10 protein-coding genes are annotated in these 17,346 nt (G+C 28.5%); all 10 read left to right on the forward strand.

Going from position 1 to position 17,346, the window contains the following annotated elements:
* Nucleotides 1-15 precede the first annotated feature (15 nt).
* Nucleotides 16-1,083 carry a hypothetical protein gene (locus tag QPK10_RS04760; RefSeq protein WP_368486859.1) on the forward strand — a complete coding sequence of 356 codons (1,068 nt, stop codon included), beginning with the start codon at nucleotides 16-18 and terminating at the stop codon, nucleotides 1,081-1,083.
* A 109-nt stretch (nucleotides 1,084-1,192) separates the two neighbouring features.
* Nucleotides 1,193-1,984, forward strand: coding sequence for an NAD(+)/NADH kinase (locus tag QPK10_RS04765; protein WP_368486860.1), 792 nt, complete (start codon nucleotides 1,193-1,195; stop codon nucleotides 1,982-1,984).
* Nucleotides 1,985-1,999: 15 nt separating this feature from the next.
* Entirely contained in the window at nucleotides 2,000-2,368 is a 369-nt protein-coding gene (locus tag QPK10_RS04770; RefSeq protein WP_368486861.1) for a PTS sugar transporter, read from the forward strand.
* A 68-nt stretch (nucleotides 2,369-2,436) separates the two neighbouring features.
* Nucleotides 2,437-3,324, forward strand: coding sequence for a hypothetical protein (locus tag QPK10_RS04775; protein WP_368486862.1), 888 nt, complete (start codon nucleotides 2,437-2,439; stop codon nucleotides 3,322-3,324).
* Nucleotides 3,325-3,385: 61 nt separating this feature from the next.
* Entirely contained in the window at nucleotides 3,386-5,680 is a 2,295-nt protein-coding gene (locus QPK10_RS04780) for a hypothetical protein (RefSeq protein WP_368486863.1), read from the forward strand.
* Nucleotides 5,681-5,860: 180 nt separating this feature from the next.
* Complete coding sequence (locus QPK10_RS04785; protein WP_368486864.1) at nucleotides 5,861-6,739, forward strand: hypothetical protein; 879 nt, start codon at nucleotides 5,861-5,863, stop codon at nucleotides 6,737-6,739.
* 141 nt (nucleotides 6,740-6,880) lie between these two features.
* Nucleotides 6,881-9,187: a hypothetical protein gene (locus QPK10_RS04790; protein ID WP_368486865.1), complete on the forward strand. Its 2,307-nt coding sequence runs from the start codon at nucleotides 6,881-6,883 to the stop codon at nucleotides 9,185-9,187.
* 154 nt (nucleotides 9,188-9,341) lie between these two features.
* The gene (locus tag QPK10_RS04795) at nucleotides 9,342-13,826 is read left to right on the forward strand and encodes an FtsX-like permease family protein (RefSeq protein WP_368486866.1); all 4,485 of its coding nucleotides are present in this window, start codon (nucleotides 9,342-9,344) and stop codon (nucleotides 13,824-13,826) included.
* Nucleotides 13,827-13,996: 170 nt separating this feature from the next.
* Complete coding sequence (locus QPK10_RS04800; protein WP_368486867.1) at nucleotides 13,997-14,971, forward strand: hypothetical protein; 975 nt, start codon at nucleotides 13,997-13,999, stop codon at nucleotides 14,969-14,971.
* A 783-nt stretch (nucleotides 14,972-15,754) separates the two neighbouring features.
* The gene (metG, locus tag QPK10_RS04805; RefSeq protein ID WP_368486868.1) at nucleotides 15,755-17,344 is read left to right on the forward strand and encodes a methionine--tRNA ligase; all 1,590 of its coding nucleotides are present in this window, start codon (nucleotides 15,755-15,757) and stop codon (nucleotides 17,342-17,344) included.
* The last annotated feature ends 2 nt before the right edge of the window (nucleotides 17,345-17,346 follow it).

Genomic DNA, 17,346 nt, shown 5'->3' on the forward strand with positions numbered 1-17,346 from the left:
TAAGGAGAGATGTCAATGCGCTTTATACCGTCAAGCAAAGGACCATGAGGTTTTTTTGACCCCGCGGGTAATTATATGCCAAATGTTCCCTGAGGTGAACAGTGATTTGTAAAAGGTCACAGCTATGTTTACCAGTTGATTGGGATTGCAATTTTTTTGTTGCTAATTGGTTCCTTATTTATTTTTAAAAGATATTATCAAAAGACTGTTAATTTTAAATGGTTTCGAATTTCAATTGGAATATATCAAATCGCTTCATATTTTGCTTATTATATTATGATGGCAATTTATTTAGCAACAGTGCTGCATACCAACTGGTTAACTGGTCCAATGGATCCTTCCCAAGTTCGCAGTTTAAGTGAAATGATGCCATTACATTTATGTAGTATTCACCAAATTTTATCAGGCTTAATTTTAATTTTTCCTTCGGCACGCTTTTTTGAAATTTGTGCACCTTCAGCATTAATCTTACCAATCTTAGCAATTATAACCCCAGTTAATGGTTATTGAACACCAGATAATTTCTTCTTTTATAATTATTTTATCTTACATTCATTAATTATTTTTGCTTATATTTATGTTTATAAATATGGTCTAGTAGAACACCGCTATAGTGGGTTAATGTTACGTTGACAATTATTATGGCTAACGATGTTTTCATTTGTCGCGGTAATTTGAGATGGTGTTTTCCAAACTAACATGTTATATGTTGGCCCAAATGGTAGTGAAGAATGAAATAAAGGTGGTTTTAATGTTGGGCCTTGAAATACTAATTATTTGGGTGGTAAATATTTATGACCATTCTCATGAATTCCAATGTTCTTTTTGGGGTTGTCAATTATTTCATTGACACATATTATGTTGTTCTATTTTGCCCAATCATACCATTATGATCGCAAAACAAAAACTTTTCAGGAAGTTTCAAAAGCGGAGAAACAATTATTTAAATCAAAACATGGGTTTAAATTTATTACCTTAACTTTTAAATTTGTTTTCTTACCAAATAATAAAATTCAAGAAGCAATTCGCCAGTATGAATTTGAGCGTTATTATGTTTCAAATGTCTTAGAAACAAAGAATTAGCAACAATTAGCGTTCCCAACAGATGTTAAAAATATTAGTGAATAACTAATATTTTTTATTTTAACTTTTGTTATATAATAATCACATATAAAGACTGGGAGTTGTTAAAATGTTTAAATTTTCAATTATTGTTAATGAGTATGAAGAATCACAAGCCTTAGCGTACGAAATTAACCAACAATTAACAAGTCATGGTTTAGTTGAAGATGTGATTAACCCAGATTATGTCTTTGTGATTGGTGGGGATGGGACATTACTAAAAGCAGTTAATGAATTTCAAGATATTATTGATGAAGTTTGTTTTGTTATTATTAAATCTGGTTCGTTAGGTTTTTATGCAAACTATACCAAAGAAACCTATCCCAAAGTAATTGCCGATATTGTCAATGATCGCTGTCATCTAAAACAATTACCATTACTAGAAGTTACTTATAATAAAAATCAGATTAACTATGCCTTAAATGAAGTTAAAGTTGTTGACCATGTTAAAACTTTGCGCACAAAAATATTTATTAACGATGAGTTACTCGAATATTTTCGCGGTAGTGGGTTAGTTTTTGCCACAAGTACTGGTTCAACTGGTTATATGCGTGCTATTAATGGTTCAATTATTGCGACTAACAAATATAAACTGTGACAATTGAAAGAAATTGCTCCGGTGGCAAATGTTCGTTTTATTACTATTAATGCCTCATTAATTTTAGATGATAGCCAAGTTATTGTGTTAGAAGGTGAATTAATTGACAAACGGTTAATTATTGACACTTTTGAATTTGAACTAAGTGCCAATGAATTAGAAATTAAAATTAGTGAAAAAACTTTAAATATTGTTTATGATGAAGATAATGATTTATCAATGACAGAAAAAATGAAATCATTATTTGCGCATTGCGTAATATAAGAAAAGAGGAATTTGATGGATCCGCTAAAAATTATTTTAATTGTTGTTGCAATGATAATTATGATTTTATTTATTTTAATGATGATTTTTTGAAAAAAAATTTTTAATTATCGTAAGGCATTTACCCCCAGTACAAAAATTCCGTTTTCTGTAAATGATTTAATTAGTATCTTAGGTTCAATTAATAATATTGAAGAAGTGAGAGCAACCTTAACCAGATTAAAAGTAACCGTTAAAAATTTAGATGATGTTGATTTAACATTGCTAAAAACAAAGTTTAAACTAAAAAATCCGGAAATTATTAAGAATACTATTGTTTTGCCCTTTGGAAATATTAGTTTAAAAATTAAAAATATTATTGACCAGCAAAAACTAAATAATTAATCTTTGATATAATAACAATATACTTATGAAAAAATCTATGAAGGTGTTTTACTAAGGGGGCTCATTAAATGAGTAATAATCTTGGCTATATTTTTTTTACAAATGATTTAAAGCATCTTTTTTATTCTGAACAAGTTCTTTTATTATCGACCATTTGAATACTAACTTTTATTATTAGTGGAAAGTTAATCTTTTATAGTTTTAATTTAAAAAATATTAAACAACAGTATAAATTATTAACCCGTAGTAGTGCCATTTTAGGACAGTTATTTATCTATGGGTTTTTAGCAATTAGCTTTGACTATTCACCAGCAAATACGTTACCAATTAATATCTTTATTCTTTTAACAGGAATAACTTTTTGTGAACTAATTTTAATGCTTAGTTTGATGGTTACTAATAATAATCTATGAAAAACAATTCGAATTATTAATTTCGTAATTTTATTATTAGGCGTTATTTACCTGTTCTTTAAATTTATTATTTTAGTCGGCGGACAATTAGACCGTCCATTAGTAACGGGACTAAACTTAATGGTGTTCTTAATCTGGGCATTTATAATTATCCAAATTATTGATTATCGTTTTCAATATTCCAAAGGATTATTAATTAAATTTTTAATCTTACCATTAGTTAAAAATGCAAAAATGATTACTTCGTATCATCATCATAAATTTAATTTTCAGTATATTTCTTGACTTGTTTTAATTCAAATTATTAAGTTATTTGTAGTTTTTAAAATAATTTTAAATAATCTTTACCAGTTTATTAATTTTTTAATTGCTCACTTTAATGCGCACTATCAAAAAAATGGCGAACACCATAACAAAGCTACAATAAATTTTGAACAATGATTTTTACGCCAATTTTTATTATTAAAAAATATCTTAAATAATAAAACAATTAAAGAACAGTTTGTAATTATTAATGGTTGAAAACAGGAAGTTTTAGAATAATTAGGTGTAGTTATTATTAACTATTTTGACAACATAATTCAAAAAGATAGGAGTCGATAAAATGCGAAAATTATTAAGTGCATTAGGAGTATTAAGCTTAGCAAGTACTCCGGTAACAACAATTATTAGTTGTAAGCCAAAAGCAAATTCAACAAATAATAATGATCCTTTTGAGGATAATGAATTAAATAACTTACCAGTCCAAATTAGAAGAATGGTTACCAATACTGATTTTATTACCAAACTGATATTATTAGGCCGCCATGAAAATTTAAATTATAATATCAACGAAATTTTATCAATGTATATTACCCCCGTCTCAACAGCCCAATGATTACCATTTTCTTATAGTGTTACTGGTGATGGAACCCATGGTACGGTTAAAGGGAAACAGTATGCTATTGATTTAGGAAAATATATTAATGGATTTTTAGATAACATGACTAACTTACGAGCAATTGATGCTAGTTACAATGGCTATGGGGGAACCTATGCTAGTTATGTCATGGGAATGTATGGTGATGATTTTTACCGTAATTTTATTAAAAATAAAATGTTTAGTGATTTTTCTGATAAGAATGGTGATGTTACAAAACCACTTGGTTATAATGCTGGAGCTGGTTTACAATTAAGTGATGACATTAATCGTCGGAACTTGGCTTGAGGAATTCAAGATACTGGTGCTTTAACAAACTATTTATTAAATAATGGTTTTCACGGAGGAAATCCCCAGGGAATTGGGGCATCACCTGGACCAAGTTCTGCACCAAAAGGAACTACCAATTATGATGGTTATTTATTTTACAATAGTCATCTCTTTAATCCAGATAAAAATTCAGCAACAATTGGTGATGGTCAAAAAATTAATGATATTTTAAAACCACAAAATTTAAAAGTTGCCCAAGATAGCAAAAACTATGGTGTCACTTTAACTGATCTGAGTGGGAATTATGTCCTGCCAGAAAACCAACCATATTTTGGTTCTATGCAATCATTTATTACTCAACAAGGTGGATCACTAAACCGTGCTTCAAAGATTAACCAATACCTTTCATTAGTTAAAAACTTTACAGAGTCTGTAACTGGAGCTACTTATGGTACTACTTTAATTAGTCAAATGTTTCCGATGGTTGAAAATACCCAATCTCATGAAGGGTTCTTACTATTTGGAATGTTTGCCGCTGCTGTTGGTGAAGTCTTAAAAGAAATGGGCGATATTAATAAATATCCTCAATATAAAGATTTGGGCCTAAGTGATAGTAGTTTTCAAACAACTGTGCAAAATTATCTTGATGCAATGAAAACAGCCGGGACAAAAATGATGGGAAGTTATAATGATAGTACAAGTTGAGTAACCCAATTATTAAGTCCATCAGTTGGAATTACAATTCCAAAGTTTATGGATAATAATGCGGATGTTTTTGGGAAATTAAATCTTCTTATTAACCAATTAAAAACAATTTCCCAAGGTTGAAACCAAACACAACAAGATAAATTTAGTTTAGATTTAATTGGCTATCAAGAAAATGGCACACCAAAAGGCTTTTTAGCTACTAAATTTTATAATTTAATTTCTTTAGTTCAACCAACCTTAGCTAGTTCATTCTTTAATAAAGACTTTGTAGCATCCTTGAATGTTTTAAAATTACTTTCGGGATTAGGAACAACAGCCAAAGCGCTTAGTGATAGTAAAGACCAAATTTTAGCTTTAGGGAAAAAATTTGATGGTCAACAATATGGGCAATTAAGCAATACTGACCGCATGTATATTGCTAGTCAACTTGGAAATGATAATGGGAAATATCAACCAGGATCGCTTTTTAAAGTATTATCAGATTCATTTACTAATCCCCAAGCAGATGCCTATGATGCAATGGCGAAAATCTTTTATAATTCTAATGCGCCCTTTCAAACAATGGTGGGGGATCAAATGAAAGATGTGCATGATAAATTCTTAGTCAATGCCATTGCTAACGATAATTGAAATATTTCAAATGTCAAAGTTAAGGGTGACAGTAGTGCGATTGGCTCAACAATGAGTTATACAATGGACTACACTGGTTTAGGTGATCCAACAGTTTCATTATATAAAAAAGCACAACCTAAAATTGGTGATGATTTTAACCCTTATCAACAAGGATCAACTGCGAAACCATTAGTCGCCGGGAGTAATGAAGATTACATTAAATATGATGGATTAGGTAACTTCCAAGATTATCAAAAAGTTCATCATCGTTATGAAGTAACCTGAAAAAATATTTCGGATAGTCCCGATAACCCTTATTGGGTAATTGTTGGTATTAATAACTTTGATTTAGCGAGTGGTAAACCAGAACAATTCTATAATATCTATTAAAAGATGTCTTAAGTTTTAACTAATCTTTATTGTAATTAATAAAGATTAGTTTTTTTATTATCTTTAAGAAACAAAATTGTTGTAAAAAGAATTGCTATAAATAAAAAAAGTATATAAAATAATAATGAAATAAGTATTTAAGCGAACAAAAACATATTGTTAAAAGTGAGGAAGTTAAAAATGGATTTAATAGCACAAAATGCTGGCATTTTTAGAATAAATAGTCTTTTTCAACATGAAAAATTAATTTTAGTTTTTGCGCTATGAATTATTGGATCGTTTATTGCTTTTAAATTAGTATCTTATGTTTTTAAAATGACTTTTTTACAACGTTATAATAGTATTATTATTCAAATTTTTATTTTAATGATTCAGTTAATTGCCTGAGGAATTTTATCCATTAAAATTAATTTTAGTAATTTTTGAGTTTTACCAATTCGGTTTGCTTTAATTCTAGAAGGAGTATTGTTCCTCCAATTGATTTCAACCGTAATTTCGCTGTTTGTTAATAAAAAGATTTGAAAGCTTGTTAATAATATCAATTTTATAATTTTGTATTTAGGAATTGGTTATGTATTTTTTAACTTTATCTTATTAATTAATAGTCAAATTGGTGATAATTTATATGTTTTAACTAACTTATTAATTTTAAGTCTGTGGTTTGTTGTAGTAGTAGGTGTTTCTGATTATCGCTTAAAATCTTCAAAGAAACTATTTAATAAATTTTTTATTTTACCGCTATTAAACAAATTTAACCAACTAAGTTATTTTAACCATCCAAAAATTGATAGTAATTATTTAACATGAGCTATTTTAAAACACATTATTAGTATCGTTATTGTTTTTGAACTGATTTTAAATAATTTGCATAACTTAATTATTTTCTTTTTAAATAATTTTATTAGTATGCGCGATGAAGAAAATAACTTAGAAAATAATGATAACTTAATAACAACTTTCCCTAGTCATTTCTTCTTAGTTCATAATATTTTAAACAACAAAACTATTAAAGATAAGTTTATTGTAATTAATGGTTGAAAACAGGAATGCAATGAATAACAATTAAATAATCTTTTGTATATCCTGATTGAGATATGAGGTTTATTTTATTGTGCTTATTTTTTTACTTATTTACTAATTTAAACAATTTATGATGTTTATAAAAAATTATTAAAATTTTGAAGGGAATGTATATTAATTATGAGAAAGTTATTAAGTGTACTAGGAGCTGCTACTTTAGTCAGTGCTCCAATAACATCAATTGTTAGCTGTAAAGCTAAAACATCAGGAGATAATTTTTATGATCCTGAAGTATTTGAAGAGGGACCATTTGGTGATAAAGAACTAAATGAGTTACCTTATCAAATTCGTAAAATGGTTACCAATACTGATTTTATTACAAAATTAATTTTATTAGGTCGCCATGAAAATTTAAACTATAATATCAACGAAATTTTATCAATGTATCTTTCACCAGTCTCAATTGCTGAATGGATTCCATTTTCTTATAGTGTTAAGGGTAACGGTCAACATGGGACTAAAAAAGATCAAAATTATTCAGTAGATTTAGGGAAATATGTTAATGGATTTTTAAATAATATGTCGCCAATCGGGTCAGTCTCAACAGGTTATAATGGCTATGGGGCAACTTATGCTAGTTATGTCATGGGTATGTATGGTGATAAGTTTTACCAAGATTTCTTTAAAAATAAACGTTTTAATGATTTTACTGATGCAGAAGATAGCAATGATACTTCTAATCCTGCAGGTTATAATGCAGGAAAAAATTTAATATTAAGTGATGAAATTACTCGTCGTAATTTAGCATGAGGAATTCAAGACACTGGCGCGTTAACAAATTATTTCTTGACAAAAGGATATCAAGGAGGAAACCCAGGTGGAACTGCTGCTAGCCGTGGTCCTGCTTCTTCGGCAAAAGCTCCAACAAATTATGATGGATATTTGTTTTATGATAGCCACTTATTTAATCCGCAACCAAATTTAAATGGTAAGATTAAAGATAATGTTAATGGTAAATTAAATCCTGCAGGTTTAAAATTAGTGCAGGATAAAGAACACTATGGAGTGAAACTATTAGATGCCACAACGGATGAAAATAAACTACCTAATAATAAACAATATTTTGGTTCTTTACAATCATTTATAACTGAACGGGGGGGAGAATTGAACATTGCTTCTACTGTGAGTCAGTATGTGTCATTGGTTAAAAATTTTACAGAATCGCAAATGGGTTCATCTGTTGGAACAGCATTAATGAGTCAAATGTTCCCAATTGTAAATAATTTATATAATCACAAAGGATTTAATTTATTTTTATTATTTGCCCAAGCAGTTGGTTATGCATTGCAACAAATGGGGACTACAGATAAAGAAAAATATAAAGGTTTAGGATTAGATGATGTTAATTTTCAAAAAATAGTAAAAGATTATTTAGATTTATTTAAAAAATCAGTTGATAAAATTATTGGTTTTTTAAGTCTTGAATTAGAAATGACAATGCCTAAAGATAATGTTACTTTACCAGCCTTTTTGTCAGGGGAATATGATATTTTTGGAAAAATGAGTGAGTTAATTTCTGAATTTGGAAATATTGCAAAAAAATGAAATGATAAACAAAAAGAAATGTTTAAAATGGATTTTGTTGGTTATAATGATGGTGGAAAAACTCACGGATATTTAGTTGACAAACTTGGTGGTTCAATTAATAGTCTATCAAAAAGTTTAACTAATAATTTATTCAATAAAGACTTTGTTTCGAAATTAAATATTTTAGATTTATTATCAGCGTTAGGAACAACAGCTGAAACTTTTGAAAATAACAAATCAACAATTTTAGAATTAGGAGAAAAATATAAAAATAAAAATTATGGTGATTTAAATAATGTTGATAAGGTATATATGGCAAAACAATTGGGAAATGAGAATGGAAAATTTAGACCGGGTTCAGTTTTTAAAGTATTATCAGATTCTTTTACTAATCCTTCATCTAAAGCATATGATACAATGGCCAAAATTTTCTATAATCCTGATGCCCCATTTCAAACTATGGTTGTTGATGATATGAAACCAGTGCATGATAATTTCTTAATTAATGCAATTGGAGATGACAACTGAGATATTTCGAATGTAAAAATAAAAGGAGATAGTAAGGCTATTGACTCAACAATGAGTTATACAATGGAATATAACGGAATGGGAGATCCAACTGCTAAATTATATAAAAAAGGTCAAGAAAAAATTGACCAACACTTTAATCCATATCAACAAGGAACAGATGCAAAACCATTAGTTGATGGGACTGATGAAGAATATATGAACTATGATGGGTTAGGTAATTTTCAAGATTACCAACAAGTTCATCACCGTTATAATGTAACATGAAAAAATGTTTCAAACAGTCCTGATAATCCTTATTGGGTAATTGTTGCTATTGATAACTTTGATTTAGCAAATGGTAAAGTAGAACAATTCTATAATATGTATTAATATATATTAGAATTTTTCAGAATTACTGACTAATTTAAATATTTAAGTATTTAAAATGTCAGTAATAATTTAAAGTAATGATAAGATTACTTTAAATTATTATTGGTATTTTAGCCAATGAATTATAATAAATGAAAAAAAGGAGTTTTTATAAATGTTATTGATTAAACAGTGTATTATATCTGCTTTTAAAAATAAGGCCCAAATGATTGTTTTTACAATTTTAATTTTATTATCTTCATTATTAGGAACAACATTTTATGTAACTTCTAGTAGACTAATTGATGGTAATAATTATATGGGCTATGGTAATTTTCATTATGATTACTCCTTTAATTATATTGCTTCAGGTTATGATGCTAATAATGTGCAAACGATATCACCATGATATACTTTTGATGCAGACTATGCATCAACAGGTGATGGGGTAGCCGAACTTGATTTTCCAACTTTAACAATTGGAAAAGCTGACGCTGCCTTGTTACCAATTAACTTAGTAGCAACTAATTTTACACCAGGGAAAACTCCTACTACATTAGTAAGCGATTTAGATTTACAGTGGGATAAAAAAGATCCTGAAAATGGTGTTTTTGGTAGTTTATACCGTTTTAATTTTAAAAGTACAAGTTTTTTAAATTCAACAATTGGACAAATTTACCAACGTGATATTTGGGGCAAACCATCTAGTGCGCAAAAAACTAAAGCACTTACTTTAATTTCAAATTATATGGATATGATTAATAATTCCCAAATTACAACAAATTTAAAATTAACAATTATTGATTTTATTAATCAAAACTATCAAACTGCTGGTTGAGATCTTAACCAAGCCGCTGAGTTTGCCAATAAATTTATTAATGGTTCCACTTGAGATCCCGCAAACCCCACCGCTTTTGTTAAGCCAACTGATAGTTGGGAAGTTAAAAATATTTTAAATGATACCCAAAATATTCCAACAATAGCATATGATAAATCAACAAATAAAGAAATCAGAAATGATGTTTTAACTTATAATAGTAGTTCAGAAAAATGAGGATTACGAGGAAATATTGGTGTTATTGTGCATACTATTAATAAAACAGTCCAAAAGCCATCTAATTTTGAATTTTATTATGCTAATAGCCAAAATCCAGAAATTATCAAATCAAACCAAGCAATTTTAGAAAAAGGATCATTTCGTGTTCGTAATTTAGATACTTATGATTTCTTTGATACATTTGCCCCATTTCGTGGTTATAAAAACCAAAATTTCTTTAACTTATATTATAACTTAATTGGATTTTTAACAAATTTTGAAATTGCAACAAGAAACCAAGCGGTGGTGTGATCAGCAACGGGGAAGAAGTATCGTTTTATTGCGGCATGGTCATCAATTATTGATAGTGAAGGAAAATTTATTCCTATTTATGATGATCCTGATCAGATGAAGATTATTCAGCAGTCAAATTATTGGGATAGTCTAAAAGGAATGCGTGATACAGCAATTGTGTCACCCCAATATGCTAAGGCTAATGATCTACCGTTTGATTCAAAGATTAGTGTTGGGCAAAGTCAGGAATTATATATTGGTGCTTATGGGGGGGATACCCAAGATATTTATCCAACAATCTATGATGATGATGTGATACCTTCGACTGCTTCCCAAGCAATTTTATATATTTCCCATCCAATGTTTCAAGAATTATTTGGGGAAAATAATAGCACTGGTTATTTGGATGGTGAATTTCAGGATGTTTCCCGGGGATTATTAACGCACACTGGTGATATTAAAAATAAGGATTCCGATTTTCTTAATTTTAAAAAATATCTAGCGGATAATGTTAATAATTTAAGAAATGTTACCACCGCTATTAATAATAATACTGATGATAACCTTCATAATAATTCAATTTTTAAAACCTATGCTGATAATACAAATGTTAACCGTCGTTATACTTTATTAAATTCCACAATTAAGTTATACTTAGTGATTGCTGTTGTTTGTGTTATTCTATTCTTATTAGTAATTAGTTTTGTTAGTTTTGTCTTATTGAAAAAAATAATTGAAAAACAAAAAACCCAAATCGGGATTTTAAAAGCCAATGGGTATACTACTTTTGAAATTTCGGCTGCCTATTTATTATATTTATTAATCCCAATTATTATTAGTATTCCGATCGGATGAGCCTTGGGCTTAGCATTGCAAATCCCAATTATGGATATCTTTAACAATTATTTTATTATTCCAATTAAATTTAGTGCTAATGCGTTTCCTCTGTTATACTTTTTCTTATTATTTATTATCTTAATTGGGTTAATTGTTTTCTTGACTTGTTATACAATGTTAGGAAAAAACGTCCTTTTATTAGTAAATGCTAACCAAAATATTAAACCAAACCTGTATTTGAGTAGATTAGTTAGTCGGATTAAATTTAAGCGGTTTACTAATAAATTTCGGTTAATTTTAATTTCTGTATCCTTAAAAAATATTATGTTATTTATGTTAACATTTATTGTTGCAACAGCTATTTTGACCTTATCATTACTAATTCCGACAACAATTAATAATATTTCCCAGGAATATTATAAAAATATTAAATATAAAACAGAATATAATCTAAATAATGTTCAATATAATAACCCACTATCTCGTTATGCCCTTTATAACATGACCTCACCCTTACCAGATTTTGATGAAAATAATCCTACTCCTGATCCGATTGGCGAAGATATGGCTTTTGCCCAGTATGTGCGAAATAGTAGTGGGGATTCTTGGCAAGGTGTGAATGATCCGGAGTTTCAACAATATTATAGTGAATATGTGACAAATATGTTATTGTATAACATTGCCCAATTAAAGGGAACTAACATTTCGCTAGCAATGCTGGACTATATTGTTAAACAAGCACCAGTGGCTAAACAAGATGATGTTGCTAATTTATTACAAACAATTGTCTGCAATATGTTACCCCAAATCTTTGGCCAAGAAGCAATTGATAATGTTCCAAGTGGTAGTTATTTACAAAAATGAACTTATTGTGTTGAAAAAGCAACTAACACAATTTTACCTTCGGAAATTAAAGAAATGTGATCACGGGATAGTACCGTTAAAAACCGTTTTTCATTTGGTTTTGGTTCGTTACCATTTGACCGCCAACATGATGAATTATATACCGGTTATCAAGCAAAACTAATGAATATTAATGGGAGCGATGTTCAAGATCGTAATATTTTAATTAATAGTTATGGGTATACAAAAGGTGACCATAACAAAATGAATCTGAATAATGATGATATTTTTAAATATGATCCTCATAGTAAAACAATTCCGGTTTTAATTAACCAAGCTGCTGTTAAAACTTACGGTCTTGGCGTGGGGGATAAAATTAATTTTGGAACAATGAGTAATGCTTTGCAATACTTAGGAAAAGATAATAAAATGTATGATATTAAACCAGAGTGGTGATATTTTAAAACTGATGATGCCATGGGGAACCAACAAATTTATCAGATGGATTTAAGTAAATTTACTTATTCACCCCAAAATGACAATAGTCAACAAGTCTGGGGTTATAATATTGGAACTACAGACCATCCAAACATTATTCCTTATCATCAAATGAAAGATATTATGTTAAAAATTCCAAAGGATTCAATTGATGTTAGTTTTTGAAATAAAACGCCAATTAAAATTAATAGTAATACTGGTCAAACAGAGACCCATCTCTTTTGTAATGAGACTGGCGATTGTGCTGAAAATGGGATTGTAACAAGTGTTGGTGATTCTTATCTAATTAGGGTCTATGACTTAGGGTTTGATCATAGTTTAAATAGTTTAGGAGATTTAGTATCTTCGGGGTTCCCAACAACATGGTATAACAGTGCAATGACATTAGGGTTGTTAAAATCTACTAGTTTAGATAAAATTCCAACATATAACTTGTCAGATTATCAGTATCAAGTTGTTGGCATCCAAAATACTTATGATCACCCCCGGATTTTTTTAGACCAGCAATATGCTAATCAGGTGTTAGGTTATCCAACGGATGTTAATACTAATAATCAACCATATTGGTTTAACGGAAAATATTCCGCAAATGAAAACCCAGTTGATCAAACTGAGCGTTATATTTTAAATTCAACGAATGGAAATTATTCAATGTTGAACTTTAAAGATAACTTTGCCCCGGCAATCACGAATGCTGATTATGTGGGGATGAAGCAACAAATTTTAATAAAATTAACTTCAATTACTATTGAAATTGCCACCTTATTTATTGTATTAACAATTATTACCGCTATAATTATTATTTTCTTAATGACAGATGCCTTTTTAGCGAAGTACACCAAATTTATTGCCACTCTCCGGATTCAAGGTTATGCGGTGCGAGAAATTAACAGTATGATTTTAGGAATGTTTATTCCATTTGTGCTAATTGGTTGGGGATTAGGATTTGGATTATTATGAGTTATTGTTAAAGAAGCAGTTAGTGCTGTTTTATTAAATGTGGGGTTAGTAATTCCTTTCACAATGAGTTATTATATTATTCCAATTGTGTTTGTAATTGTAATGTTTATGTTTGCGATTACTTTTATAATTTCTTCGAAAAAAATCTTAGCAATGAATGTTCAATTATTAGCTACAGTTAATGATGAATAATTACCACAAGATATTTAATTTAATTAATTTTTTGGTAAAATTAAGCAGATAATTATATCGTTATATAATTATCTTTTAATTAGGACAGAAATTCCTTTTACTTGTCTAATTAATTAAAACAATTTTAATTTAATGAAAAAAACTAAAAATAGAACTAAGAGGAGTACTTTATGACATTTATAAAGAGTAAATTTAAGCACCTTTTAATGGGGGTTACCCTATTGATGTTTATTCTAATGTTAGGTTTAGGAATCGGATTAAGTGCCTTTGGAATGGGAATGGAATCACAAAAGTTTATTAATAGTGTTGAACGATCAATTGATCATTATTTACCAAAAGGGAAAGTGGTGTTAGATTCAAAAGGAGCTGTTTTTGGGATCGCAAAAGATACCTTAAAAAGTGCCTATGAAAGTGATGCAATTTCAACTTTAACAACCCAAGAAATTAATAGTGGTATTAAAGATGAATATTTAAAATATGCTGATGATTCTTTTGATAGTCGCTGAGGAGCTTATTTTGGGACTGATAAAAAAGACATTGATTTAAATGAGTTTTCACATGAACTAGTACAATTTGATATTAGTGTTGCTAAAAAATTTCATAATTATGGTTATACACATTCAGGAATTCAATGGTTTAGTCATCATGCTCTTGGTGATTTATTGAAAACTAATTATAAGGATAGTGCAACTTACCAAGATGCAAGTCATCAACAAATAATCCTTGACCAAAATAACTACGATGCTAATATTATTGGAGGAACAACGGATGCCACAGGATTTATCCCAACCAATATTCCTGTTACAGCATCTTTAGGAACTTATATTGTTAACAACAAAGTATGATTTTTAAATACCCAAATTGATAACATTATTAAAGCAAATAATGCTGCATTATCACCTTTTACGACTAACTCGCAAACATGAATTACTAATAATTTAGGAAGTTATGATAAAAGTGCTGACAAGGTTACTCGGAAAGAAACAGCAACAGTTAATGACTATTATAAGCCTGATTTTACTAGAGCATTTTATCAAACCCGAATAGGAGCTGTTTTCCTAATTATATTAACTCCAATTTTTGGATTAGTATTTATTGGTTTAACAACCTATGGATATTTAAAATTCCCAAATGGATTAGAATAAACAAAAAATAAGTTATGGTTTGAAAACCATAACTTATTTTATTATTATTTATTTTGAGAGTTGAGAAGTTAATATAATTCCATTGGTAAAAGATTATTAATGGAGATTTATATTAAGTTGATAATCAATGGGAAAGAAAATATGTTGGGCGGATTTACTTTCCCTATTAATATAATATGTTAATATTTTATGAAAAAAAAGTAATTTCATAAATTAGAAAATTATAATTTAACATTAATAATCTTATCCATTTTTTTTGTTTAAAATTGAGAAACACTTTTTTGCCTAATTTTGGTAATTATGGGTATAATATATCTGAGAATGATTAAACTGATTAAAAAGAGCACATAAAAAATAATTAATAACAATTTAATATTTTAGTAATATTAATTTATTAATATTTTTTTAAGCGATTTAAAAGGTTTATTTATTCTTAAAAATTATTGGAAAAGTGAAATAATGTTTGTGTGGAAAAAAATAAATTAGAAAACTATCAAAGGAAACATATTTACGTAAAAATGGAATATTAAAAAGGTTTGTTTAAGTTTGTTTAGATATTAATACTTTTGGTTATTAATATAATGAAGGATCTTATCTTATTAACAGAAACTTAATAAACAAGGCAATATAAAAAAGAATTTATTGATTAGAATAAAATTCTTTTTTTATTTTTTATAATTTTAGTTTAAAATATGTCTAGGAATAAGATTAGTAAAACAGATTTATTTACTTTACGATATAATTTAAGTAAATAAGTTTTATTAAACAAAGGAGCGAGTCTTAATGAGTGCGGATCACAATAAACGATTTTATGTTACTACCCCAATTTATTACCCAAGTGCGGAATTACATATTGGGCATGCGTACACTACTACTTTAGCAGATGTTTTAAAACGCTATAAAAAATTAGATAATTACGAAACATTTTTTTTAACGGGTAGTGATGAACATGGGGAAAAAATTGAAAAAAAAGCCAAGGAGGCCAACATTAGCCCTCTAGAATTTACTACTAAAATTGTTGATAATTTTAAATTGCTATGACAAGAATTAGGCATTGACTATGATAAATTTATCCGCACAACTGACCCGCAACACGAAACTGCGGTCCAGAAGATTTTTAGTAAGTTATATAATAATGGTGATATTTATGCGGGTGAATACGAAGGGTTATATTGTGTTAGTTGTGAAGAATTTGTGACTGAATCACAAATTGACAAAGAAAATCTAACCTGTTTAATTTGTAATAATGTTTTAAAAATTGTTAAAGAAGAAACCTATTTCTTTCGTGTCTCAAAATATAGCAAATTTTTAATTGATTATTATAATAACCATCCAGATTTTATTGAACCAGTAAGTAGTAAAAATGAAATGTTAAATAATTTTATTTTACCAGGGTTAACTGATTTATCAGTAACTCGTACTAGTTTTACGTGGGGAATTAAAACATTAGAAAATCCCCGCCATATTATTTATGTTTGAATTGATGCCTTATCAAACTATATTACCGCGTTAGGATATTTGTCAGATGATGAAACATTATTCCAGAAATTTTGAAATAATCCTGATGTTGAAATTGTGCAATTATTAGGAAAAGAAATTGCTCGTTTTCATATGATTTATTGACCAAGTATGTTAGAAAGTTTAGGATTACGTCAGCCCAATAAGTTACTTTCGCACGGTTGAATTTTATTTAAGGATACAAAAATGAGTAAATCAATCGGAAATGTCGTTAATCCGTTATACTTAATTAAAAAATATGGCCGTGATGCTTTACGCTTTTATTTATGTTATGAAATTCCAACCGATCACGACGGAAAGTTTTCTTATGAAATGTATTTAGAATCTTATAATACTAATTTAGTTAATAATATTGGAAACTTAGTCTCGCGAGTTACTAACATGGTAACAAAATATTTTAATGGTCAACTAAGGGCCACAGGTGAATTCCACAATGTTTTAATAGCTAAGGTTAAAGAAACAATTGATAATTATCATTTGGCGATGAATAAGTATCAAATTTCCAAAGCACTAACCGAAGTGTTAGGTTTATGTCAGTATGCCAATAAATATATTGAAGATAATAAACCATGAGAATTAGCAAAAGATAATGCAATGGATAAGTTGCATGAAATTTTAGCGGGGTTATCATATGCAATTGTAGTAGCAGCAGTCTTATTACAACCAGTTTTAATTGATAGTAGTCAAAAAATTGCTGATCATTTTAGTATTAATTTACAAGATTTATCATTTGCTGATTTAACTAACCAAAACATTATTTATGACAAAGTAATCAGTAAAAAAGATATTTTATTTAACCGTCTTGATATTAAAAAAGAATTGGAACAAATTACAACCGAATTAAAAAGTGAATAGGG

The organism is Spiroplasma sp. DGKH1 (assembly GCF_040940205.1).
Lineage (GTDB): Bacteria > Bacillota_I > Bacilli_A > Mycoplasmatales > Mycoplasmataceae > Spiroplasma.